Annotated in this window: 23 protein-coding genes; 13 read left to right on the forward strand and 10 right to left on the reverse strand. The window is 49.8% G+C overall.

Annotation, left to right across the window (positions count from 1 at the left end; genetic code table 11):
• Window positions 1-39: 39 nt before the first annotated feature.
• The gene (locus CSR04_RS04575; protein WP_102795077.1) at window positions 40-1,353 is read left to right on the forward strand and encodes a putative bifunctional diguanylate cyclase/phosphodiesterase; all 1,314 of its coding nucleotides are present in this window, start codon (window positions 40-42) and stop codon (window positions 1,351-1,353) included.
• A gap of 60 nt (window positions 1,354-1,413) precedes the next feature.
• Window positions 1,414-2,445 carry a succinylglutamate desuccinylase gene (astE, locus tag CSR04_RS04580; RefSeq protein WP_102795078.1) on the forward strand — a complete coding sequence of 344 codons (1,032 nt, stop codon included), beginning with the start codon at window positions 1,414-1,416 and terminating at the stop codon, window positions 2,443-2,445.
• Between the two features lie 65 nt (window positions 2,446-2,510).
• On the opposite strand, the gene CSR04_RS04585 is transcribed toward astE, so the two are convergent.
• A complete protein-coding gene (locus tag CSR04_RS04585; RefSeq protein WP_146027099.1) occupies window positions 2,511-3,260 on the reverse strand; it encodes a substrate-binding periplasmic protein in 750 nt (249 codons plus the stop codon).
• Window positions 3,261-3,311: 51 nt separating this feature from the next.
• On the opposite strand from CSR04_RS04585, the gene CSR04_RS04590 reads away from it, so the two are divergent.
• Together CSR04_RS04590 and CSR04_RS04595 are read left to right on the forward strand one after the other, a co-directional pair.
• Entirely contained in the window at window positions 3,312-3,725 is a 414-nt protein-coding gene (locus tag CSR04_RS04590; RefSeq protein WP_102795080.1) for an HIT domain-containing protein, read from the forward strand.
• Window positions 3,722-4,045 carry a heavy metal-binding domain-containing protein gene (locus CSR04_RS04595; protein ID WP_102795081.1) on the forward strand — a complete coding sequence of 108 codons (324 nt, stop codon included), beginning with the start codon at window positions 3,722-3,724 and terminating at the stop codon, window positions 4,043-4,045. The genes CSR04_RS04590 and CSR04_RS04595 overlap by 4 nt, the downstream gene beginning before the upstream one ends.
• A gap of 10 nt (window positions 4,046-4,055) precedes the next feature.
• Here the strand turns inward: CSR04_RS04595 and CSR04_RS04600 are convergent, their stop codons facing one another.
• The 5 genes from CSR04_RS04600 to CSR04_RS04620 all read right to left on the reverse strand — a co-directional run bounded on the left by CSR04_RS04600 (window position 4,056) and on the right by CSR04_RS04620 (window position 6,975).
• Complete coding sequence (locus CSR04_RS04600; RefSeq protein WP_102795082.1) at window positions 4,056-4,208, reverse strand: DUF2897 family protein; 153 nt, start codon at window positions 4,206-4,208, stop codon at window positions 4,056-4,058.
• On the reverse strand, window positions 4,205-4,888 hold the full coding sequence (locus CSR04_RS04605) for a M15 family metallopeptidase (protein ID WP_102795083.1): 684 nt from the start codon (window positions 4,886-4,888) through the stop codon (window positions 4,205-4,207). Before CSR04_RS04605 ends, CSR04_RS04600 begins: the two co-directional genes overlap by 4 nt.
• Complete coding sequence (gene dapE / locus CSR04_RS04610) at window positions 4,882-6,012, reverse strand: succinyl-diaminopimelate desuccinylase (protein ID WP_102795084.1); 1,131 nt, start codon at window positions 6,010-6,012, stop codon at window positions 4,882-4,884. The genes CSR04_RS04605 and dapE overlap by 7 nt, the downstream gene beginning before the upstream one ends.
• Window positions 6,002-6,352 carry an ArsC family reductase gene (locus CSR04_RS04615; protein WP_102795085.1) on the reverse strand — a complete coding sequence of 117 codons (351 nt, stop codon included), beginning with the start codon at window positions 6,350-6,352 and terminating at the stop codon, window positions 6,002-6,004. The genes dapE and CSR04_RS04615 overlap by 11 nt, the downstream gene beginning before the upstream one ends.
• A 113-nt stretch (window positions 6,353-6,465) precedes the next feature.
• On the reverse strand, window positions 6,466-6,975 hold the full coding sequence (locus CSR04_RS04620; RefSeq protein WP_102795086.1) for a PTS sugar transporter subunit IIA: 510 nt from the start codon (window positions 6,973-6,975) through the stop codon (window positions 6,466-6,468).
• Window positions 6,976-7,327: 352 nt separating this feature from the next.
• On the opposite strand from CSR04_RS04620, the gene CSR04_RS04625 reads away from it, so the two are divergent.
• Genes CSR04_RS04625 through CSR04_RS04635 form a run of 4 tightly spaced genes read left to right on the forward strand, consistent with a single transcriptional unit; the run spans window position 7,328 to window position 9,412 of the window.
• Window positions 7,328-8,401: a hypothetical protein gene (locus CSR04_RS04625; RefSeq protein WP_102795087.1), complete on the forward strand. Its 1,074-nt coding sequence runs from the start codon at window positions 7,328-7,330 to the stop codon at window positions 8,399-8,401.
• 36 nt (window positions 8,402-8,437) lie between these two features.
• Complete coding sequence (locus tag CSR04_RS04630) at window positions 8,438-8,854, forward strand: DUF1801 domain-containing protein (protein WP_102795088.1); 417 nt, start codon at window positions 8,438-8,440, stop codon at window positions 8,852-8,854.
• Window positions 8,855-8,912: 58 nt separating this feature from the next.
• On the forward strand, window positions 8,913-9,089 hold the full coding sequence (locus CSR04_RS24875) for a YybH family protein (RefSeq protein WP_172449234.1): 177 nt from the start codon (window positions 8,913-8,915) through the stop codon (window positions 9,087-9,089).
• The gene (locus tag CSR04_RS04635; RefSeq protein WP_102795089.1) at window positions 9,086-9,412 is read left to right on the forward strand and encodes a hypothetical protein; all 327 of its coding nucleotides are present in this window, start codon (window positions 9,086-9,088) and stop codon (window positions 9,410-9,412) included. Before CSR04_RS24875 ends, CSR04_RS04635 begins: the two co-directional genes overlap by 4 nt.
• A 14-nt stretch (window positions 9,413-9,426) precedes the next feature.
• Here the strand turns inward: CSR04_RS04635 and CSR04_RS04640 are convergent, their stop codons facing one another.
• A complete protein-coding gene (locus CSR04_RS04640; protein ID WP_102795090.1) occupies window positions 9,427-12,783 on the reverse strand; it encodes a PAS domain-containing hybrid sensor histidine kinase/response regulator in 3,357 nt (1,118 codons plus the stop codon).
• Between the two features lie 208 nt (window positions 12,784-12,991).
• Here CSR04_RS04640 and CSR04_RS04645 point away from each other — a divergent pair, with 208 nt between their 5' ends.
• Genes CSR04_RS04645 through CSR04_RS04655 form a run of 3 tightly spaced genes read left to right on the forward strand, consistent with a single transcriptional unit; the run spans window position 12,992 to window position 14,896 of the window.
• The gene (locus tag CSR04_RS04645; protein ID WP_102795091.1) at window positions 12,992-13,534 is read left to right on the forward strand and encodes a FlgO family outer membrane protein; all 543 of its coding nucleotides are present in this window, start codon (window positions 12,992-12,994) and stop codon (window positions 13,532-13,534) included.
• Window positions 13,535-13,542: 8 nt separating this feature from the next.
• Window positions 13,543-14,199 (forward strand): FlgO family outer membrane protein, encoded by a 657-nt coding sequence (locus CSR04_RS04650; protein WP_425427673.1) that lies wholly within the window; start codon window positions 13,543-13,545, stop codon window positions 14,197-14,199.
• A 28-nt stretch (window positions 14,200-14,227) separates the two neighbouring features.
• Window positions 14,228-14,896: a hypothetical protein gene (locus tag CSR04_RS04655; protein ID WP_102795093.1), complete on the forward strand. Its 669-nt coding sequence runs from the start codon at window positions 14,228-14,230 to the stop codon at window positions 14,894-14,896.
• Between the two features lie 12 nt (window positions 14,897-14,908).
• On the opposite strand, the gene CSR04_RS04660 is transcribed toward CSR04_RS04655, so the two are convergent.
• Entirely contained in the window at window positions 14,909-15,496 is a 588-nt protein-coding gene (locus CSR04_RS04660) for an SPOR domain-containing protein (RefSeq protein WP_102795094.1), read from the reverse strand.
• Window positions 15,497-15,934: 438 nt separating this feature from the next.
• Between CSR04_RS04660 and CSR04_RS04665 the strand changes: the two genes are divergently transcribed.
• Together CSR04_RS04665 and CSR04_RS04670 are read left to right on the forward strand one after the other, a co-directional pair.
• Entirely contained in the window at window positions 15,935-16,534 is a 600-nt protein-coding gene (locus tag CSR04_RS04665) for a FlgO family outer membrane protein (protein WP_146027101.1), read from the forward strand.
• A gap of 25 nt (window positions 16,535-16,559) precedes the next feature.
• Complete coding sequence (locus CSR04_RS04670) at window positions 16,560-17,117, forward strand: FlgO family outer membrane protein (protein WP_102795096.1); 558 nt, start codon at window positions 16,560-16,562, stop codon at window positions 17,115-17,117.
• Window position 17,118: 1 nt separating this feature from the next.
• On the opposite strand, the gene CSR04_RS04675 is transcribed toward CSR04_RS04670, so the two are convergent.
• Entirely contained in the window at window positions 17,119-17,832 is a 714-nt protein-coding gene (locus CSR04_RS04675; protein ID WP_102795097.1) for an SPOR domain-containing protein, read from the reverse strand.
• 14 nt (window positions 17,833-17,846) lie between these two features.
• Window positions 17,847-20,939 (reverse strand): carboxypeptidase-like regulatory domain-containing protein, encoded by a 3,093-nt coding sequence (locus CSR04_RS04680; protein WP_102795098.1) that lies wholly within the window; start codon window positions 20,937-20,939, stop codon window positions 17,847-17,849.
• Window positions 20,940-20,953: the final 14 nt, after the last annotated feature.

Consider the following 20,953-nt stretch of genomic DNA (forward strand, 5'->3'; position numbering starts at 1 on the left):
ATAAACTTTGCACGGTAAGCAGAGGTGTTGCAGTACTCAATGAGTGTTTTTTACCAGTCCCTGGCCACCATTCCCAATCGCTATGCGTTTTTTGAACGTATTGAGCAGGCTGTTAGCGAATCGCCTGAGTTGTCGCTGCTGTTTATTGATGTGGTGCGTTTTTCCGACGTCAGTAGCAGTTTTGGCTACAAGGTCGGAGATATGATCCTCGAAGAAGTGGCCCGGCGCATTAAAGCCTTGTTCGGTAAGCAATGCCTGCTGGGGCGTATCAGCGGCGATATTTTCGGTCTGATGCTACCCGGATGCCATGGCGATACCCAACTGCGCGGTTTTTACAGTCATCTGGTTGAACACTTTAAGACACCCATCAGTTTTGACGATAATGCGTTTGTGGCCGACTTTAATGTCGGTGCGGTAGCCAACCTGCCGGACAATCGCGACCCCAGTCGACTGTTTTCCGGCGCTGAGATGGCGCTTAAACAGGCTAAGCAGAATAAGTACGACAATTTCCAGGTCATTCGACTGCAGGAAAAACCTGAGACCGGCCGGTCACTTGCCCTGAAAGCCGACCTTAAACGCGCCTTTGCCAATGATGAACTGGAGTTATATTTTCAGCCCAAGGTGGATTTGCACAGTTTCAAGATAGTTGGTGCTGAATGCCTGTTACGCTGGAATCATCCCCTGGACGGCATCATTGTGCCTGGTAGCTTTATTGAAGCTGCTGAGTCGTACAATATGATGAACGAAGTCGGATACTGGGTGCTGGAAAGGGCCTTTTATAGCGCCATGCTGCTGGAGGGGCTGGGACTGGATATTCAGGTTTCTGTGAATATTTCTCCCACTCAGCTTTATGATTCAAAGTTTGTTGCCAAAGTGAAACGGTTGGCCGGGTTGTATCGGGTCAATCTGGCCAATATTGAACTGGAACTCACCGAAGATGTGGCATTGTCGAATTCGTTGTTGGTTAAACGCCAGTTGGGACAAATAAAAGCCTTGGGTTTGTCCATCGCTGTAGACGATTTTGGTAAGGGTTACTCTAATCTTGCCTATATTCGCGATATAGAGCTGGATACCATTAAAATTGATAAAACCTTTGTGATGGGGCTGGATCGCAATCCGGTCAACAAGGCCATTATTCAGGCGTCGCAACTTATCGCCGGTGCGTTAGGCTGCAAAGTGATTGCCGAAGGAATCGAGTCAGTGGAACATCTGCATGCACTACGTGAGATTGGCATAGATAAAGGTCAGGGTTTTTTGTTTTCCAAAGCGGTGCCGTTTGAACGTTTGGTCGAGCTGATCCATACCGACCTGATGGTCGGGGATTCACTGGCATATCGAAACCGGACAGGGTGATGCACCGCGCAGCCTGCTTCTGCTAGAATAGCGGCCAAAAGCAGACTCCTCAGGATTTCTATGCCCCTACAGCAATTGCGTCAGCATGGCCAGTTTCTGGCCTTAAGCCGCCAACAGCCCAACCTTTTTGCCAGCCCGATCGAATTTAGCCTGGACGATGGCACCCAAGTGTATATTCGCTCCCCAGGTATTATCAGCTTTACCCCAAGTAAGCCTGAAGGTAAGGATATTGTGCTTTCCAGCGGGGTGCATGGTAACGAAACTGCCCCCATAGAAATATGTGATGAACTGGTACAAGGTCTGTTGACAGGGCAGTTTAGCGCGCGTCATCGGGTATTGTTTTTATTTGGCAACCTGCCGGCCATGGATATTGGTGAGCGCTTTGTCGAAGAGAACATGAATCGACTGTTTAGTGGTGCCCATTCTAAAGGGCCGGGTCTGGTTAACGCCGAGCGAGTCAGAGCCAAAGAGCTTGAGGATGCCGTGGCGGATTTCTACCAGCAAGGCGAGTGGATAGGGCAGAATTATCGCTGCCATTATGATCTGCATACTGCCATCCGTGGTTCAAAGAATGAGAAGTTTGCCGTTTACCCATACCGTCACGGGCAGCCATGGAAAAAGTCGCAACTGCAGTTTTTGTTTGCCTGCGGTGTGAATACTTTTTTGTTGTCAAATGGCCCCACCACGACCTTTAGCTATTACTCTTCCAACGAATTTGGCGCCGACGCCTTTACCGTCGAACTGGGTAAGGTGGCGGCCTTTGGCGAAAATGACATGTCGCGTTTTGCACAGGTCAGGGAAACCCTGTTGGCGCTGATCAGTCAGGACGAAGTGGCTTTGCCCGGGTACGATCCAAACGCACTGCATGTGTTTAGAATCAACCAGGTGATCAATCGCACTAAAGAAGATTTTCGCCTTAACTTTGCTGACGATGCTCCCAATTTTACCGATTTTCCCCTTGATTATGTATTAGCGGAGGAGGAGGGCGTGCAATACAAAGTGCAGGAACAAGGTGAAGCCATCGTTTTTCCTAATGCCAAGGTCGCCATTGGTCAGCGCGCGTTGCTCACGGTTGTTCCCACCAGTTTGTAAAGATTGTTCGCAGTCTGTGGCGACAGTGCACTGGGTGTGCAATCGATACTTTGTGGTTGTGCCAATTATGGTTGAGACAATTGGAATTGCTGTTTTTGCAACGATTGTCTCAGGGCCTCCACCAGGCTGTCATTAGTGTTTAAGCTGGCCGCCAGGTAGGTGAGTTGCTCAAGCTCCGGGATCATATAAGCAAAGCGCACATCGGAAGTTTTAAGTTGCATGGATTGCAGCATATCGTCGATGGCGTCTGGGTCGTCTATCACCAGATCGACTTTGTTTTTCAGCAGAAGGGTCCAGGATTGCTGAATATCTGCAGTCACCAGTAATTGCTTGCCCTCTTCAAAACCATGTTGTTTCAATACTTCCAGTGCCACATCCTGACGTTGCACGGCTATCATATAGGCTTTGGCGTCTTGCAGTGTCTGGATTTTTACCGGCTGATTGCGGCTAAGCTGCATAAAACCAAGGGCATAACGCCCTACCGGACCTATCCATTTAAACAGCGCTTCACGCTGAGGCGTTCTGGCCATCGCATAGATAAGGGTGTTGGGAGTGCTCAGGGCCAGGTCGTAGGCGCGAGCCCAGGGATAGGCCCGGATCTGAGCCGCTTGATTGGCATCGGTTAACACTTTACGTACCCGTTCGGTCACCACGCCTGACACCTGGCCGTCGACCAGGGTCTGTGCGGGGGGCGATATTTCCGTTACCACCTTTAATGGCAATGCCCGGCTTTGCAAAGGCATGAGTGATGTAGCCAGCGCAATTAGCAGGCAAGCGGCAAGTGAAATCGGAAATGGATTGGGCAGTTTGTACAACTTTAGGTTATCTTTGGTGACTACAACCTTCAGGCTAGCTACTTATATTCTATGTTTCAACTGGATCCCCGACTTAATCAGGATTGCCATCTGGTTACCGAACTGCCTTTATGTCTGGTACTTATGATGAATGACAACCAGTATCCCTGGATGATACTGGTACCCAAGATAGAGGGAGCCAGAGAGATTCTGGATCTATCCATTGCTCAACAACAGCAACTTTGGCTTGAATCCTCACGACTTACCCGGGTGATGCAGCAGCGTTATGCGCCCGATAAGATGAATATTGCTGCTCTTGGTAATGTGGTAGAACAGTTGCACCTGCACCATATTGCCAGGTATAAAAAGGATATCGCCTGGCCTGCCCCTGTGTGGGGAAAATATCCCGCTAAAGGATACGATGCGGCCACAGCGCAGCAGGAAATAATGGCAATGAGTGAATTATTAGAGGACATCAAGGCATGATTATCAGTACGACACATCATCTGGACGGTAAGGAAGTTGAGGCTTACCTGGGCATTGTGGTTGGCGAAGCGGTGATGGGGGCGAATCTGTTTAGTGACCTTTTTGCCTCTATTCGTGACATAGTGGGTGGACGCAGTGGCTCCTATGAGGATGAACTGACCAAAGCCCGTAAAATTGCCTTTGCTGAACTGGAAGCTGAAGCCAGAGCGTTAGGCGCGAATGCCGTTCTGGCGGTGGATATTGATTATCAGGTAGTGGGCAGCAAAGGCAGTATGCTGATGGTGAGTATCAGCGGCACTGCGGTGCGCTATCGAGGTTGATGCGCATTTCTTAATCGTCTTTATCCCAATCTGGGTTATTGCCCTGCTGTTGTTTGTCCTTAAGGCTGGGCAGTTTGTGCTTGGCGCTTTGTTTCAGCAACAGCAGATTGCTGACAATTACCCCCAGTACCAGGGCAATGATCAGGGCGACAGTCCAGCTCATGTTTTTTCCTCATCGGGCAGTTGAACGAATCGGCGGTAAATGTCCGGCAGATGCTCAAGGATCACCCTTTTGCCCTCAATATTCAAGGCCTGTATGCAATCGCTCAGGCAGGTCAGACTCAGCTGTTGCTGCATTAATCTCGCCGATGCTTTGTGGCTGAAATGCCAGGGCTCAGGCGCGACACCGCCTTGATATTTCGCATAAGGACGGAAAAAACCGAAGTCTTCTGCATAGCTGTCCAGCCAGCAGCACAGCGCATAACATGGGCCTTCAGCAGCATATTCTTGCGATACCAACTGAAAAGTACGGCCGCTTTGCTGTACGGACGCTTTATCATAAAGATCCATATCTGTACCCCAGTGGTGGCGACTGGCACCGGGCAGGGCCGACCAGGTCAGAATGGCATAGAGCTTTTGTTTATCGCTTAATGATTCCATTGGCAGCACCTGGCTGTTGATATCCAGCACCGGTCGTTGCCCCAGCCACTTTGCATTCCAGATGGCCAACTGGCGCTGACAGTCCCGGTAACTGCTAACTAAGTCCAGTCCCACACCATCGGCCTGGGCGGCCTTCTGCATTTTCTCCAGGGCTTTTGCTACATCTGGTTGCAGCCAATGGCCGGGACGCCATTCAATCAGATGACTGGTATCCCGTCCTGTGAGCTGCAACGCCGTTAACATAGCAAACCTTCCAGCAAGGCTTCATAGGTGTCTGCCAGTTTATACAGATCCTCGATTTTGACACATTCGTTCACTTTATGAATAGTGGCGTTAACCGGTCCAAGCTCAATGACCTGCGCACCGGTTGGAGCGATAAAACGACCGTCTGAGGTACCGCCAGCGGTGGATAACTCGGTTTCCAGCCCACAGCCCTTGCGAATGGCGATACGGGTTGCATCCACCAGTTTGCCGCTGTCGGTTAAAAAGGGTTGGCCGTTAAAGGTCCAGTCCAGCTCATATTCAAGATGGTGAGCATCCAATATGCTGCGGGTGCGTTCAATCAGTTGTTGGTCAGTGACTTCGGTGCTGAACCTAAAGTTAAATTGCACCGCCAGCTCTCCTGGGATCACATTACCGGCGCCGGTTCCGGCGCTGATGTTGGAGATCTGAAAACTGGTGGGAGGAAAGGACGCGTTGCCTTTGTCCCATTGTACCGCTGCCAATTCAGCCAATGCGGGGGCTGCCTGGTGCACAGGGTTGCGAGCCAGGTGCGGATAAGCCACGTGCCCCTGAATACCTTTTACCTGCAAATGGCCGGTGAGTGAGCCGCGTCGGCCGTTTTTTACCACATCGCCTACCTTGGCGGTGCTGGAAGGTTCGCCCACCAGACACCAGGTGATCTTTTCGTTACGGGCTTCCAGGGTGTCAATAACCCGGGTGGTACCGTTGATAAAGGGACCTTCTTCATCACTGGTAATCAGAAAAGCGATGGAGCCATTATGTTGTGGATGCGTTTCCACGAAACGCCGGGTGGCGACTAACATGGCCGCCAGACTGCCTTTCATATCGGCCGCGCCCCGACCATATAAGTAACCGTCTTTTTCGGTAGGCTTAAAGGGGGGGAATTGCCATTTATCCAGGGGGCCCGGGGGAACGACATCGGTATGTCCGGCAAAGCAGAACAGCGGCCCTTGCTTGCCTTTTCGTGCCCACATATTCAGGGTGTCTTCAAACGGTAGCATCTCGATATCAAAGCCAAGTGGGCGTAAAAATTCCGCCATCATGGTTTGGCAACCCGCATCGGCTGGGGTAACAGAATCCCGTTCAATCAGGGCTTTGGCCAGTGCCAGTACGTCATTTTGCATGGAACAGGCTCGCATACTGATCGGCCTTAAAGCCAAGGTGGTATTGTTGATTATGCTGAAGCAAGGGGCGTTTAATCATGGCGGGAAACTCGCACATCAGGCTCAAGGCTTTGTCCATATTCATATCGGCTTTTTGTTCGTCACTTAACTGACGATAAGTGGTGCCGCGGGTATTCAGCAGTGCTTGCCAGCCCAGACTGCTGGCCACTTGATGTAGCCAGGTTGGATCCAGACCATCTGCACGGTAGTCATGAAATTCATAAGCAATACTGTGCTGCTCCAGCCAGGTTCTGGCCTTTTTGATGGTGTCACAATTTTTAATGCCAAACAGCTTGGTCATGGGCGTTATTATCTGAGTGAAAGTGGGCTGCAAGCTTAGCTTAAAGTCATACTGGTTTGAACCGTTCGCGGTTGAGGTTGCTATATCATTTGTTTGCCGGAATATGGAACTGGTTATCGAAAGTGCAGCGTCATGCAGGGCTCCTGACAGGCCAGCACGCTGTGGCAATGTGCCTGAATAGCACTGAGTTTTTGTGTTTGTGAGGTCAGGACCAGGCAATGTGCTGAGCGTGCCCGGTTTTTCAAAAGCCTCAGGTCAAATTCCAATAAGGTATCTCCCTGACTGAAACTACCAGTTTTGGCCGACTTGGACCGAAAACCTTGGCCCATTAATTTATGGCTGTCTATGCCCACTTGAATGAGCAATTCCAGTCCCTGACGGCTTTTAATCCGCAGGCACTCGCCGGTGACAGAATGGTCCAGCCATACCCCATCGAACGGTGCCTGGATCTTGTAGCCACTGAGATCAATGGCAATACCCGCACCAAAAAGGCCATTGGCATAGGCCGGACTGGGGACTTCATCAAGCAGGCAGACTCTGCCGCTCACGGGTGCCAATACCGGCAGTTGCAGGCGTGATACCTCGGGCTGCTCGTGGATTACAAAACGGCGGATATTCCACATCTTTATCTTATCTACCTTGCGGACGTATTTTGACGAATGTCGGCTTATGCCATGGTTGCCTATTCTGCGTAAGGCCTGTGAGACCTGCAAGTTAACAGATCCGTCGATCCTGACAAGGTTATCCACTATATCTGTGGATAACCTTGTTGAGTTCTCGTTATAAATGACATAACTTTATGAAATAAAAGAAAAAAGATATTCTGTTCGGAATTTCTACAGCGGTTAATTAATGCGCTTATTGTGCTTAAATTTACCAATGTCAACGAAAATTTTGCCGGAAATTGCCCTTGACGGCGATCATTTCTGCCCGTAAAAGGGGCCAACTGTGAATAACACTTGCTAAGGACTGAGAATGTCTGTGTTGCAGCTGTATGCCGGACCATCGGCCCTAAGCCGTATTCAGGAAGAGGGGCTGCACTCTGAGCTGTTTGACTACATGTTAGGAGCATCGGGTGGACCCAAGTGGTTTGTATTAGCCGGACTGGACAGAGTGATCTTTCCGGAGTTGTTTAAACAGCGGCGGCGGCCATTGCATGCGATAGGGTCGTCAGCCGGTGCTTTTCGTTTCGCTTGCTTTGCCCAAAATGATTCTCTGTCTGCCCTGAACCGCCTGGCAGAGCGCTATTCACAAACGGTTTATTCTGCCAAACCTGATGCCAGGGAAATCAGTGATAAGGGCCGACAATTGCTTGATTACGTGCTGGGTGAAACGGGCGTGGATGAAATCCTCAAGAATCCGGTGATCAAAGCACACTTTATTGTTGCCCGTTGCCGCCATCTGCTGGCCAGCGAAGGTCGCATGGCGCAGATGACTGGTTTGCTGGCCAGTGCCGGTGCAAACTTTATCCGGCGCAACTGGTTGGCGGGTTTCTATCAGCGATTCAGCTTTGGTGCAGTGGATGCAGGCCTGCATATTGCGGATCCATGGGGAATGTCTTGTCAGCAAATTGCGCTGAGTGCAGAGAATCTGCACAGTGCACTAATGGCGTCTGGCTCTATTCCGCTGGTATTGGAGGGGGTAAAAGATATCCCAGGTGCGCCACCTGGTATGTACAGGGATGGGGGGATTATTGACTACCACTTTGATTTACAGTTTGGTCCAACCAAGGGACTGATTCTGTATCCCCACTTTAACGCCAGACCTGTACCTGGCTGGTTTGACAAATCCCTGAAATCTCGCAGACCGGCAGCAGCCAGTTATGACAAGGTGTTGATGCTGGTGCCTTCTGCTGAGTTTGTCGCCGCATTACCCTTTGCTAAGATTCCGGATCGCAAGGATTTTGAAAGCATGCCTGCGCCACAACGCATTGCCTACTGGCAAAAGGTGTTGTTGGAGTCAGACAGATTAGGTGACGCCTTTATGCAGTTAATTGACAAGCGGGATATTGCTCATTTGGTTAAACCTATTGATTTTTGCCGTACATAAGCCATTTGCTTGAGGGAGCTTTGAAGGAAATTGGAAATGGAAAATGCAGTGCAGGCGCGTTTCAGTGATTACCCTGAACTGGCTCGCCAGAAACTTAGTGAACTTCGTTGCTTAATTTTGCAATGTGCACAGGAGCTGAAACTGGGGAAGGTTGAAGAGTCGCTGAAATGGGGCGAAGCCAGTTATAAAGTTAAATCAGGAAGCCCTATTCGGATCGATTGGAAAGCCAAAACGCCTGAAGAGTATTACGTGTTTTTTAATTGTAATACCAAGCTGGTGGATACTTTCCGAGAATTGTATGGTGATGTTTTGGCGTATCAGGGCAACCGGGCGATAGTATTAGGGCTGACAGCGCCATTACCGCTAAATACGCTCAAACATTGCATTCAACTTGCCTTAACCTATCAACAGATCCGGCATTTGCCGCTGTTGGGGGCTGCACCGACAGGCTAGTCAACACCATTGCCCGTAATGGGCACTGAGCATAGGGGCAAATATTGTGGCGAGCGTTATGCAACCAAGACAGATTGTCGAACATTGGGTTGAAGCCTTTAACCAGGCAGATGCAAAAAGGCTTTCCAGCTACTATGCAGAGAATGCGATTAATCATCAGGTTGCCAACCAGCCAGTCTGTGGTAGAGATAACATCTATGCCATGTCGCCTGATTCACGGATTGGAACACAATGAATCTCATCAGCTTAATTCGCCGCAAGTATGTGGAACTGACGTTCAGACGCTATGACCTGCGTATTGTTGAGGCTATTGGCGCACAACAATTTGAACATATTATTCAGGTCTACCGGAACAGTGGTTGGGAAATCACCGACGCTTATCAGGCCTTTTCACCCGACGCGGAGCGCTGGCACTGTAAGTTAAGAAAAGGTACCAGTGTGCTGGAGTGTGAATGGCAGCATCAGCGATTTGGCAGTATTAGCGGCGCGGCCAGAATCATTAACGCACTGGCTAACGAGTTCGAGCTGGTTGTGCTCGAATATCCCACTTGGCAATAGCCCCAGCTATACGATTAATCAGCTTTTTGCGTGGCCAACAAGGTCTTAATCAGGCGTTTTAGCGCACCGGCCTTAACCGGCTTATGCAGAAAGCTAAAGCCTGCCTCGATAGCGCTGGCGCGAATTTCTTCATCATGATTGGCGGAGTTGAGTATCGTGACAACTTTGCTGCGCCAGTGATGATAAAGCTGGTGGGCAACCTCAGTACCAATTTCACCCTGGTCCAGATGATAATCCATTAACAACAGATCCGGCGCATCAGGCGTTTTTAGTTTTGCCTGTTCGGCAGTGGCCGCCACTTCAATGTCAGCCCCCCATTGGCTGAACAACTGCTGCATGGCCTGCAAAATCTGTTGTTCATTATCTACCACCAACACTTTCTTACCTTGCAACCACAGGCTGTTATCTTGCTGTTCAGGCGTCATTTGTCGGGGTAGCATGGGCTGACGTTCCCCCATAGCAATTTGCAAACCAAAACAGCTGCCTTTACCCGGCTGTGAATCCAGATGCAGAGTATGTCCCAGTAGCTGACTGATCTTGTCTACTATGGTTAAGCCCAGGCCAAGACCTTGTTGATTATGGCTTTGTAACTGATGAAACTCGGCAAATATCTCCGCTTGCTGGTCTTTGGCGATGCCCGGTCCGGTATCCCAAACTTGCAATACCAACTGGCCCTGCTTGCGCCTGACGCCAACCAGTATCTTGCCTTTATCGGTATAACGTACAGCATTGGAAATAAGATTCTGAATCACCCTTCGCAGTAGTTTTTTATCGGAACAGACACTTAAGTGAGTCGGCCGATAGTGTAAAGTAAGCCCTTTTTGAGAGGCCAACAGACTAAACTCCGCTACCAGCGCATCAAGTATTTCCGCCAGGGCAAAGGTTTGCTGATTCACTTTTAGCACACCAGAGTCCAGCCGTGTCATATCCAGCAGGGTAGTCAGCAGCTCTTCCGCACTGTTCAATGATTGCAACAAGCCACGAGCCAGTTCTTCAGTGGGCTGTCCCTTGCTTTGCTGAGCAATCATGCCGGCAAATAATGTGGCTGCGTTAAAAGGCTGCATCAGATCGTGGCCCGCGGCGGCCAGAAATTTGGTTTTGCTCTCGTTGGCCCTGTCTGCATCCAGTTTTGCTTGCTGTAATTGCACAGTGCGCTCTGCGACCCGTTGTTCCAGGCCCGATTTGGCGTCCTGCAAGGCACGCTGAATTTCAACGTGATCGGTAATATCGGCATAGGTGGTCACAAAACCACCGCCCGACATGGGATTACCCTGAAGTTCAATGACCCGCCCATCGGGCTGGCTACGCAAATATTTATAGCTGCTCCCCTGGCGAATAAGTGCAAGGCGTTTACCTACCTCGGCATCCACATCTACGGTGTCGCCGAGCATACCGCGCGAAGCGTTAAACCTAAGTAAATCCTCCAATGGCATGCCTGCATGAATAAAGCCTTGCGGGTAGTTAAACAGGCTGATGTAGCGGCTGTTCCAGGCCAACAGTTTAAGGTGTCTGTCGACCACACTGATGCCCTGCTCAATATGCTCAACAGAGGCCTGCAGTAATTCATGGTTAAATTGATAGCTCTGGCTGGCTTCTTCCACCAATCCCACCAGCTCATCGATCGGAACACTGTGCTGCTCTGTTAGCGCCGACAGTAAAATACGCGCCCCGGCGTTGCCAACCTGAGCGGCCAGTTCCCGCTCCACTTTTTGAATCAGCAAGCCACTGGCATAAGCTTGTCTGTCTGCATCAGCCAGGCTTTTCTGCAGTGTTGTTTGCTGCGTGTTGGGCAGGATCCGCTGTGTCACAGCCAGTAAGGTGCCAATGCGAATGGTGGGCACTGAAGGCTGCGATGCCTCAAGCATGCTGCTCGTTTGTTTAAACCTGCCACGCAGCCAATTTACCAGCATAAAGGCGATGAGATTGATGCTGAGACTAGCTACCACCCCCTGACTCATCATGTGATCGCTGGGCACGGCCTCAAAGTAATAGCTGGCTTTAATACTTGGCCATAACAGCCATACGACCCAGCCCCAGCATCCGGTTACGATGCCACAAAGCGCCGCCAGACGACTGCTGTTCTGCCAATAAAGTGCAAACAGCATGGCTGGGGCAAGTTGAGCCAGCAGCGCCATGGCGATAATGCCGCTGTTGACCAGTGGGGCGGCCTGACTTAAATATTGGGAATACAGGTAAGATAAGCCTATTACCAATACTACGGTAAAACGGCGAATATTCAGCAGCACAGAGGGGCGCAGTACCTGGTGCTGATCGGCGCGAAAGTGTAGTTTCAGCCACAGCGGGGTAATCAGGTTATTGGCGATCATGACCCCCATGGCCAGAGTTGCCACAATGATCATACTTGATGCGGCAGACAGCCCACCAATAAATGCCACCAGCGCTGACCAACTGCTATTGGCCAGCATGGGCAAGGCCAGTACATAGGTATCGGCATTGGTTTCGGGCAGCAATAACTTACCCGCTAATGCAATGGGCAACACAAACAGATTAATGCTCAGCAGATACAAGGGGAACAGCCATCTGGCGCGTTGCAGTTCTAATTCACCATTGTTTTCGATGAAGTTCACATGAAATTGCCGTGGCAGGCAGAACATGGATAAAAAGCCCAGCAGCATATGGCACAGGTAAACCAGAGGGGCCGACTGGGTACTGGACAAGATCTGCCGGGTGTCCGGGTTAACTTGTACTTGTCCGAGCAGATCCAGTATGCCATCAAACATCTGATAGCAAACAAACAGGCCTACCAACACCAAAGCCAGCACTTTTACCAAGGATTCGAACGCAATAGCCAGCATCAATCCTGGGTGTTTCTCCGTCAGGCTCAGGCTGCGGGTACCAAACAAAATGGCAAAGATAGCCATCAGCAGTGCTACATAAAAACTGATGCCACCAGGCCATTGGGTTTGATCATTGGCCAGCAGGCTGACACTGGTGGTCACGGCGTCCAGTTGCAATGCCGTGTAGGGCATCACACCGATAAGACAAATCAGGCTGACAAAGGCCGCAATAAAATGGGAATGTTTATACTGGCTGCCCATAAAATCGGCCAGCGAACTGATATTGTGCTGCTGACATAATCGGATAATACGCACCAGCAACGGGTAGCCCAGGGCGAAAGCCAGCACACTACCCACATAAGTTGGGGTAAAGGCCCAGCCATAAGTGGCCGACTGGGCGGTAGTGCCGAAAAAGGCCCAGGATGTGCAATGCACCCCCAATGCCAGACTGTAGATAACGGGTCGTTGTCTTTGGCCCGCAGAACTGTGGTAACGGTCGCCCCAGAATCCTACCGCAAACAGCAGGGCCAGGTAGATTACCGCTAGCAAGGTCAGAAGCCAGATACTAAACATAAGGCAACAACATGAAAAATAAGGGCTTTGTTACTATACGTCGGAGTATTGGGGATTACCACAGCACCAAGGTACAACTAAACTGCCAGGTTTAAGTAACGGGTTGGCGTGATATTTGCGTTGTTGAGCTGAGATAGCGAATAAAACGTTGGTCATATCCTATATGAAACCTCTAGTCACAATGTGTTGCCTTGTCCTAAGCCTCTTTATGCTGGCGGGCTGTGCTAACAAAGCGGCACTCAGCACGCAGAGTTACGCAGACCAGCAAGATAATCTGCATCTGCACGTGGAACGTATGATTCGACAAATGTTTGACACTGCCGGGCGCATACATCCAGGCTCGCCACTGGCCATCGGCACGATTCTGCCCGCCCAGTTGGAAGGTGGCAAAAGTTTGCCGGAGCACCGCGCTCTGAGCCTGCAGATTCAAGAGAGTCTGGTTACTTTTGCAACGCAGGCCGGACTGAGTGTGATCGAGTTTAAAACCTTGCCAGCGGTGCATATCGAAAGCGGGCGGGACCTGATGTTGTCCCGTGACGTAGAAGCGCTCAGCGAGCAAGTAGACCTGCAGTATTTTTTAACCGGTACTTACTCGCAGCAGCAACATAGCCTGATGGTTAACCTGCGCCTGATTGAATTGCCAGCCAAACGGGTAGTGGCCGCCGCCACGGATTACCTGCCCAATGATGTGGCCTGGCCGCAGGGCAAGGTCGTCAATCGAAATAATATGATCTACCGCGGCCAGTACTAGGGGGCATGATGAAAACATTGATTCCAGTTGTGGCGTTGAGCTTATTTCTGAGTGGATGCACGACATTGGCTGACAACGAGCAGGAGCAAGCGCTGTCAAAGGCACACCAGGCCAGTTTGGGGTTTGGTCAGCAATATCGGCCGCAATTTCAGCAGCAACCGGGGCAAAATACCGAGAAGCGGGATCCGCAGTTGCACAACATCAATCACTACGTGCGCGGCATCATGCAGGATTTAGTCAATAACCTGCAGTTTGTCAGTGCCAGAACGCCAGTGGCGGTAAGCAGTTTTGTTTTCCTGGATGGCCCTTTTGACCAGGCTGATTTGTTGGGCAATCAGATTGCTGAGAGTTTTATGCATGAGATCCATCAGTTTGGTATTCCGCTTATTGATATTAAGACCAGTGATTTTATCCGGGTCACAGAGCAGGGCGATTTTGTCCTGAGTCGCGATTATCTGGAAGTCTCACCTAAGCAGCCGGTTCAATATGTGATCACCGGCACCTTGGCAAGGCATCAGGGCGGGTATCTGATTAATGCCAGGGTGGTGGGTATGAAATCCAAGATGGTGGTGGGATCAGCGCAGGGCTTCTTGCCAGCTGATGTGGCCAATGCGTTGTTAAACAGTGCCAAGCCCGCTGAAGGCGTTAAGTTACTTAAGGGGTGAGCCCTTTTTCTGACCAGGAGTGTCAAGCATGCAAATTCAATCTGGCCTGAGCCTGATGGATTATCTTAATGATCCGGCCAAATCTCAGGAAGCGTTGGACAGAGCTGTGCAGTCTCAGAAGCAGAACCTCGCCAAGGATCTGCTTGAGGTAGACAACAGCCTGGATAATGCCAGTGACAAGCAAATGGATGAAACCCTGAAAAAAATGGAAGAGGGGCAGACCACGGTCAGTTTGCAAAGTCTCGACAATATGATTTCTTTTCATATGAAACCTGTGGCAGAGCAGTTGCAGGACCTGGCCAAACGCTTCGATGTGAATCAGTCCGTTGAGATAAAGCTACAGGACGGTAAATGGCAGGTTGAAGGCGCCGATGCAGAGGATGCCGAGCCGGGATTAAAGCGTCTGCAGCAATACCTGGATGCCGACCAGGGCCTGCAGAAGCGTATGGATCAGTTAAACCGTTTGTCAGAGTTTTATGAATGGGGCAATACCCGCGAGTACGCAGCCCAACTTAAGGAAGCCAAAGTGTCGCAAGAGGACGTGGTGGCGTTTTTAAAGACTAGCCGCACACACATTATGGGGCTGGACAGCTTTTCGGTATCGAGCGCTGAAGTCAGTATCAACTCAAGGGGCGAAGCCCTGAAGCTATTAGAGGCTGCACAAAAATCTTTGGGCGTAAAGCTGACTGACTCCTGATAGAGCCCTTTTTTAAAGGGCTTGCCCGTTGAAATCGCCCACCTGGCACAGGTACTGTCGTGCTTTCAAACGTTGGCACAGCGTTTGTGCTTGTTCGGCGCTGTTGAAAGGACCCACCTTCAGGCTGTATAGAATTTGACGAGATTTCTCAATCTTTTCCAGTCTGGCTGACAAACCCTCCAGCAGATTACCATCGCGGCGTTGAATCAGATACCAGCCAAACTGGGCACTTTGCGGTTTAAGAAATGAGGCCAGGTGCAACCCGGTATTGGCTCCCGCTGTACTGTTAATTTCCCCATCTGATGAATAAGTTTGATGGGCTTGCTGGTCATGCAGCGAAGCCGGAGCCCTGTCAGGCAGGCTATTGACGGCCATGCCTTGTTCAACAGGCTCAGGTGCACTGTATGGCTCAACATCGGCGACCAGAACTTGATTGTCGACTGGCTCTGCATAGGGTTCAGGAGCAGTATTAAGTTCTGAAAGCCGGTTGATTTCTTCGATCAGGAAGGCCAGGTCTGACTCCAACATATTCAATCTGTCTATGCCTGGTTTGGCTTCCTGCCATTCCATAACGTATTGGCGAAGTGTTTCGTCCGTCATTAAAACGGCTTGTTGTCCCTCAGCACTTGTGGCAGCGGTTGACTCTGGCTGCAAAGTCGAACAGGCAGTCACAGTCAGTAGTATTGGCAGGATGATGCTGAGTTTTGTCGAAGTCATAGTCTAAGGGGTTAAACCTTGTGTATTCGGGAGTCAATAGGTTGCCACTTTCAAAGTGACCGTGCTTTTGTCTCTGATAGTTAGCATTTTTAATGCCATATGATTGGTGGCTGCTGGTTAAAATATTTGTGGCGCGGAATTTGCTCAGTATTTGCTATGACTAAACTTAATAGCATCACGCATTGACGGTGAGCAAGTCAGAAGTGCCACAATGGTGTTATCAAGTATAGAGGCCGATGAAAGTAGTAAATGATAAAAGATCTGCTGTTCAGAGGACATCAGAATGGCTGATAAGCCGGAAAACTTATTAGGAGAAGGGTGATGAGATCCTGTCTTTTCATTGCCGTGTTGGCGGCAAGTGGTTGCCAGATGATGGAAGGAATGCCACCACAGGCCGAGCAATCTAAGAGCGTTGAGAATTTTCAGCCTGCTACTTTTTCAACTCACCGTCTCCCGTCATCCCAGGAGACGGTGCATGACCATGTGCGACTGTTAATGAATGATATGGCCATGACGATGCGTGATGTGAATGAAAATACGACGATAGTGGTGGCTGATTTTGTTTTCGTGGACGGACACTACGACAAATCAGAGTTACTGGGCAAACAGATTTCTCAAAGCTTTATTTCAGAGCTACATCAGTTTGGCATTAAAGTGCTGGACTATAAGATGACTGACTATATCAGGGTGACGGCCGAAGGGGACTTGGTACTTAGTAGAGACTACAAAGAGTTAAATCCCAATGTTCAGGCTCAATATGTATTAGCCGGTACATTAACCAAGCATCGGCAAGGGGTATTGGTACAGGCCCGTATAGTGAACATGTCGGGTAAGGATGTGGTGGCTGCAGGACAGACACTTATTCCGGCTGCGCAGATCAATGCACTGCTTCCCAGCCAAACCGCTAACGACATGCTTTGAGTGTTAGCATAACGAGGAGGTATCTATGAAACGGCTTTTACCTTGCTTACTGGCTCTGACTGCATGCCATGCGATGGCGGATGCGGTGGCTGACATGACTCACGAACAGTGGCAGACAGAGGGGAAGCGTTTTGTTCCCCCTTATCATCATAAGCGCTTGGCCGACTACGTAGAACAGATGGTATTTGATATGGACCAGCATGCACTGGCGGCATTGGAGGGCAACATATTGGTTGCCTCATTTGTCGATTTGGATGACAGCCTGAGCAGCACTAGTATGCTGGGTAATCAGTTGGCTGAAAACTTTATGCAACAAATGCGCAAGCAAGGCTATCCTGTCGCAGAGAGCAAAGCGACGGGAAATGTGATGATTACGCAAACAGGTGATTTGGTGTTTTCCCGGACCGCTCGCAAGGTGCGCCAGGCTGAATACTGTTGTGTCTTATCCGGAACCTTGATTTACGGGCCTTCAGGTATTGAAGTGAATGCCCGTGTATTCGAACACAATAGCCAGGCTGTGTTAGCCAGTGCGAGCGGTTTGATCCCTTATTTTGTGGTCAGTCATTTAGGGCAGTTGCAGTAATTCACTGTTCCAGTCCAGTCAGCGGAGCTGCGTGGTATTGGTTAACAATACAGCTCAGCCCCTGTGCTTTTAGCGCTGTGCAATGCTTGGTTGCTGCCTGTTCGGTAGTAAACGCACCAACCTTCAGCCTATAGTAGTCAGTGTTCTTAACCTTCACATGTTCATAGTTAGCTGGCATTTCGGCCAACAGCATAGGATGTTTATTGCGGAGATCCTGCCATAAGGTTTTCAATCGGCTTGGAGAGGTGACAGCAGTTAGCTGCAGGGCATATTGCGGTGTTAAATCACTTTCCAGGCGAAACTTTTCAGCAGTTGGTATAGCGGAGGACGACTCTGCCGATTCACTTTGCGGCGCTCGTTGTTCTAATGCCTGTTGGTCGGATGTTTTTTGTGCGGCTACCTGAACTGGTTCGCTGCGTGGTTTTGCCGCTTGGTTATCTTCTGACATCGTCATTCTGTCCAATTGCTCAATGAGCAGACCCAGTTCCTCTTCTACAACCAGTAGCCTCTGTAAGCCTTCTCGCATGTCCTGCCATTCGTCAACCACTGCATCGTATTTCTGTTGTTTCTGTTTGAGGATGGCAAGTTCCGCTTTCAACTGTTCCTGCTCGGCATTGGCGTCATCGGGGTGTGGACTGGGGGCCGACTGGCAGGCCATCAGGGTAAATATGCCAACCAAAGGCAGCAGAGATAAGTTATTGGGCCTGATTTTCATTATCCTGCTCCGGGTTAGTAGGTGAAATTGTGGTATTCCACGTGACAGGGAATGCTCAACTGTTGAACCTGTTGGCAAAGTGTTGCGATACGCGTGGACGCATCTTTGTCGCCTTCCAGGTACGCCAGGCCGAGTACATATTGTTCACTGTCCTGTGATTTAATATAAAATGGGGCTTGTCCGGTGACATCGCCCAGCCGCTTTTTCAGCAATTGGTAGTAAAGCTTGAGAATGCCGGGTGAATGAAACTGCCCCGCACTGGCGACGTAGCCACTGGCGGTTTCAAGCGGGGCCAGAACAAAATCAGCCCCTGAAATCAGGTCACCGCGACTGGAAAATCTGACTAATTTGCCTCGGTCCTGCTTTAATCCTTGCCTGTCGAGGAGCGCCTGCTCTACCTGAATACGGTATGTTCCTGGTTTTACTCCTTCAAACAAGTAGTAACCATCATATTCGCTTCTGCTGCTTGCTACGACATCACCCTCCTGATTAACCAACTGTAGACGCATATGTGCAGCGGGTTGCTCAGTGCCATCGGTATCCTTCAGATATACCATACCGTCTAATTCACCGGCCTTGAAGACGGGAATATCTACTTGTTGAACAAATCCTCGCCTGGTTGCAATCGCGACGCCGGTATTGCTGGGTTGCATTGACGGGTGATAGAAGCTGCCCCTGTCAACTACAATGTCTGTTCTGCGATTATTGGGTAAGGATGTAAGCATGGCGACCCCCGACGAATTGGTCACGCCTTGCCGATAGGCTTGTGCCGCTTTTACCCGCACATTTTCAAGCAGCGGTTCTCCTTCGTCATACTGTTCATCCAGATCCAGATCTTCGAATACTCTGACAGCCACCGCGCTGGACTGCGCCATGGCCCGCGACGAGCCAAACACGTTGCCTTCTGCCGGGTCGTAACCAAGACTAAATCTGGCGGTCATATTGACAGACCAACTGTCTGCATCTGAATAGGAGGCAGCACTGCTTAATGTAAAAAGTGCTTTGCGCCAATTAAGACGCAAATCATATTGCGAACGGTCGAACAATTTGTCATGGGTATAACGCAGTTCTGAATTGAGGGAGGTTGACCAGGGGTAAATGACTGAACCACCGTACGACTGTAACTCAGCGTCGGGTTTGATACCGTAACTTGCAAACAAGCGGGTGAAAAGTTGGCCAATATTTCTGCGATAAACCAAGTTGCCCGTTAGGGTTGTATCGTCGGCAACATCTGATGAGCTATCTTCCAGGTCAGATTTTTGCCAGATCAAGCCGTGTGAGATTGCACCAAACCGCCCGTTGATCCCCAGAGAATTCTGTATGGTCTGTAAACTGTTACCACTTGCATAACGGGCATCTATCCAGCTGTTTTCGTAACTTATTGGCAGGCTACTTTGTTTAAACAGCTCGCCACTCATTCTTAGCGTGTAAGTATTGGTATTGCCCAAATCAGTGCCGTTCTCATCCGTGACCCCGTCCTGTTTGAAGCCGAAATCTAATGCCGTACTGCCTACGCGAGTACGAAACGTATGCGCCATACTTTGTCTATTGTTTTCATCCACTTGCATAATACTGTTTAACAGGCCAATTGACGGGAACGCGACATTTGCCCGCAACGTAAACTGCTGCTGTGTCTGCCCTTCATCAGGGCGAAACCAGGATACCCCTGCACCAGCCGATAACCAGTCGGTGATACCATAGTCAAAAACGGCACTAGCATTTACCCCCAATTGACCGGGGTCGTTTATCACATCATTAATGCCAAGTAGAGTTCGATTAGAGTCAACCAGCGAGAATTGGTAAAGCCCCTGGCCGGTGGCTACCGAGTTTGCATTAACGGTATAAGACTCTGTGCGTGTTTCTATTTGTCCCTGCGGACCATAAAAGACCAATTCAAAGGCATTGTTGCCGAATGACAATTCGACATCATTGAACTCATACCTTCCGCTGTCTACTGCCAGCCTTCTGTCTATCAATACACCATTTCGATAAAGCTCGATATCCCATCCAACCTGAATTTCTCCGGTTAAATTTACCCGGCGATTGTCTGCTAACTGGCCCTCACCTGCATTGGTCATGCTGAAACCGCGACTGAGCCCTTGTGTTGACCCCACACCGATGTTGACTGGAGTAATGTCACCGAAAGAATATTCACTGGCGCGAAGCGGGCCGAGTAAATCCTGTTTATCGGATTGGCGTGATAACCTTAGCCTGGCTTCTTTTAATAAATCACCATTCACACCAGCCAGAAACACCTGACTGTTGAAATACGCCAGATCTTGGCTGGACAATATGGAATAGCTGCCGGATGAACCGCTATTCGCGCGCTTAGCGGAAAGCTGAACATCCAATAGTGGCGGTGAAAACACCTGATAGCCTGACGGCTTTAGTGGCATAACTGACTCAAAGGCACTCTGGCCAGGAGGTAAGGCTCTATTTTGTCTGGCCAGACGCTGTTCAATCGGGAAAGGGCGGTTTGAATTCAGGTCCAGCGTTAATCGCCCCTCATTAATTTGATAACTAAAATCAAACCACCTCGCCAGATTCTCAAGTTCTACAAACAGATCCCCATACAAGGCAATATATTCGTCTTCACTCAAGGATAGGCTTTGGTTATTGAGGGAGACTTGCAAAGTACCTTGTTCAGATGGCGAAATTCTGAATGCTGTCTCTTGTGTTGGATACCAACCTTGCGCAATACCTGATTCGGCATCAACGGTAATTGCCAAGTCAACAACCTGGCAAAATTCACTCAGGCCCAACTTGTAACCCGTTTTACTTTTATAGGCCAGCACGTCGGTCAGATTAATACCTTCAACTGACATCGACAGCAGCAATTCCTCTCCTTCTGCGAATCGACTTTGCTCTGTGCTTTGTTGTCCATTGGTAGCCAGGGCAGTGGACTGAGGTAATTCATCTATTGGTATGGCTGTTTCTACGCCTGGCGCTTTGGTTTTATATGCTGTGTATTTGCTTCGCAATTGTTTGAGCAATTGCTTGGTCTGTTCGGATGCTTGCAAGGCAATCGCAGCAGAAGGTAAGCACAGTGACATCAAAATGGTGCCGCTTAGCAAGGCCGCTCTTAGTGATTCCCCATGATTTGCCATTTTTTATCTTTCTT

Origin of the sequence: Bowmanella denitrificans, assembly GCF_002887595.1 — a bacterium.
GTDB classification, from domain to species: domain Bacteria; phylum Pseudomonadota; class Gammaproteobacteria; order Enterobacterales; family Alteromonadaceae; genus Bowmanella; species Bowmanella denitrificans.

Excerpts from the sequence above, each read along its gene's own strand:
- CSR04_RS04575 (WP_102795077.1), top strand. The coding sequence starts at position 40 with ATGAGTGTTTTTTACCAGTCCCTGGCCACCATTCCCAATCGCTATGCG.
- astE (WP_102795078.1), top strand. The coding sequence starts at position 1,414 with ATGCCCCTACAGCAATTGCGTCAGCATGGCCAGTTTCTGGCCTTAAGC.
- CSR04_RS04590 (WP_102795080.1), top strand. The coding sequence starts at position 3,312 with ATGTTTCAACTGGATCCCCGACTTAATCAGGATTGCCATCTGGTTACC.
- CSR04_RS04595 (WP_102795081.1), top strand. The coding sequence starts at position 3,722 with ATGATTATCAGTACGACACATCATCTGGACGGTAAGGAAGTTGAGGCT.
- CSR04_RS04600 (WP_102795082.1), bottom strand. The coding sequence starts at position 4,208 with ATGAGCTGGACTGTCGCCCTGATCATTGCCCTGGTACTGGGGGTAATT.
- CSR04_RS04605 (WP_102795083.1), bottom strand. The coding sequence starts at position 4,888 with ATGTTAACGGCGTTGCAGCTCACAGGACGGGATACCAGTCATCTGATT.
- dapE (WP_102795084.1), bottom strand. The coding sequence starts at position 6,012 with ATGCAAAATGACGTACTGGCACTGGCCAAAGCCCTGATTGAACGGGAT.
- CSR04_RS04615 (WP_102795085.1), bottom strand. The coding sequence starts at position 6,352 with ATGACCAAGCTGTTTGGCATTAAAAATTGTGACACCATCAAAAAGGCC.
- CSR04_RS04620 (WP_102795086.1), bottom strand. The coding sequence starts at position 6,975 with ATGTGGAATATCCGCCGTTTTGTAATCCACGAGCAGCCCGAGGTATCA.
- CSR04_RS04625 (WP_102795087.1), top strand. The coding sequence starts at position 7,328 with ATGTCTGTGTTGCAGCTGTATGCCGGACCATCGGCCCTAAGCCGTATT.
- CSR04_RS04630 (WP_102795088.1), top strand. The coding sequence starts at position 8,438 with ATGGAAAATGCAGTGCAGGCGCGTTTCAGTGATTACCCTGAACTGGCT.
- CSR04_RS24875 (WP_172449234.1), top strand. The coding sequence starts at position 8,913 with ATGCAACCAAGACAGATTGTCGAACATTGGGTTGAAGCCTTTAACCAG.
- CSR04_RS04635 (WP_102795089.1), top strand. The coding sequence starts at position 9,086 with ATGAATCTCATCAGCTTAATTCGCCGCAAGTATGTGGAACTGACGTTC.
- CSR04_RS04640 (WP_102795090.1), bottom strand. The coding sequence starts at position 12,783 with ATGTTTAGTATCTGGCTTCTGACCTTGCTAGCGGTAATCTACCTGGCC.
- CSR04_RS04645 (WP_102795091.1), top strand. The coding sequence starts at position 12,992 with ATGCTGGCGGGCTGTGCTAACAAAGCGGCACTCAGCACGCAGAGTTAC.
- CSR04_RS04650 (WP_425427673.1), top strand. The coding sequence starts at position 13,543 with ATGAAAACATTGATTCCAGTTGTGGCGTTGAGCTTATTTCTGAGTGGA.
- CSR04_RS04655 (WP_102795093.1), top strand. The coding sequence starts at position 14,228 with ATGCAAATTCAATCTGGCCTGAGCCTGATGGATTATCTTAATGATCCG.
- CSR04_RS04660 (WP_102795094.1), bottom strand. The coding sequence starts at position 15,496 with ATGACGGACGAAACACTTCGCCAATACGTTATGGAATGGCAGGAAGCC.
- CSR04_RS04665 (WP_146027101.1), top strand. The coding sequence starts at position 15,935 with ATGAGATCCTGTCTTTTCATTGCCGTGTTGGCGGCAAGTGGTTGCCAG.
- CSR04_RS04670 (WP_102795096.1), top strand. The coding sequence starts at position 16,560 with ATGAAACGGCTTTTACCTTGCTTACTGGCTCTGACTGCATGCCATGCG.
- CSR04_RS04675 (WP_102795097.1), bottom strand. The coding sequence starts at position 17,832 with ATGAAAATCAGGCCCAATAACTTATCTCTGCTGCCTTTGGTTGGCATA.
- CSR04_RS04680 (WP_102795098.1), bottom strand. The coding sequence starts at position 20,939 with ATGGCAAATCATGGGGAATCACTAAGAGCGGCCTTGCTAAGCGGCACC.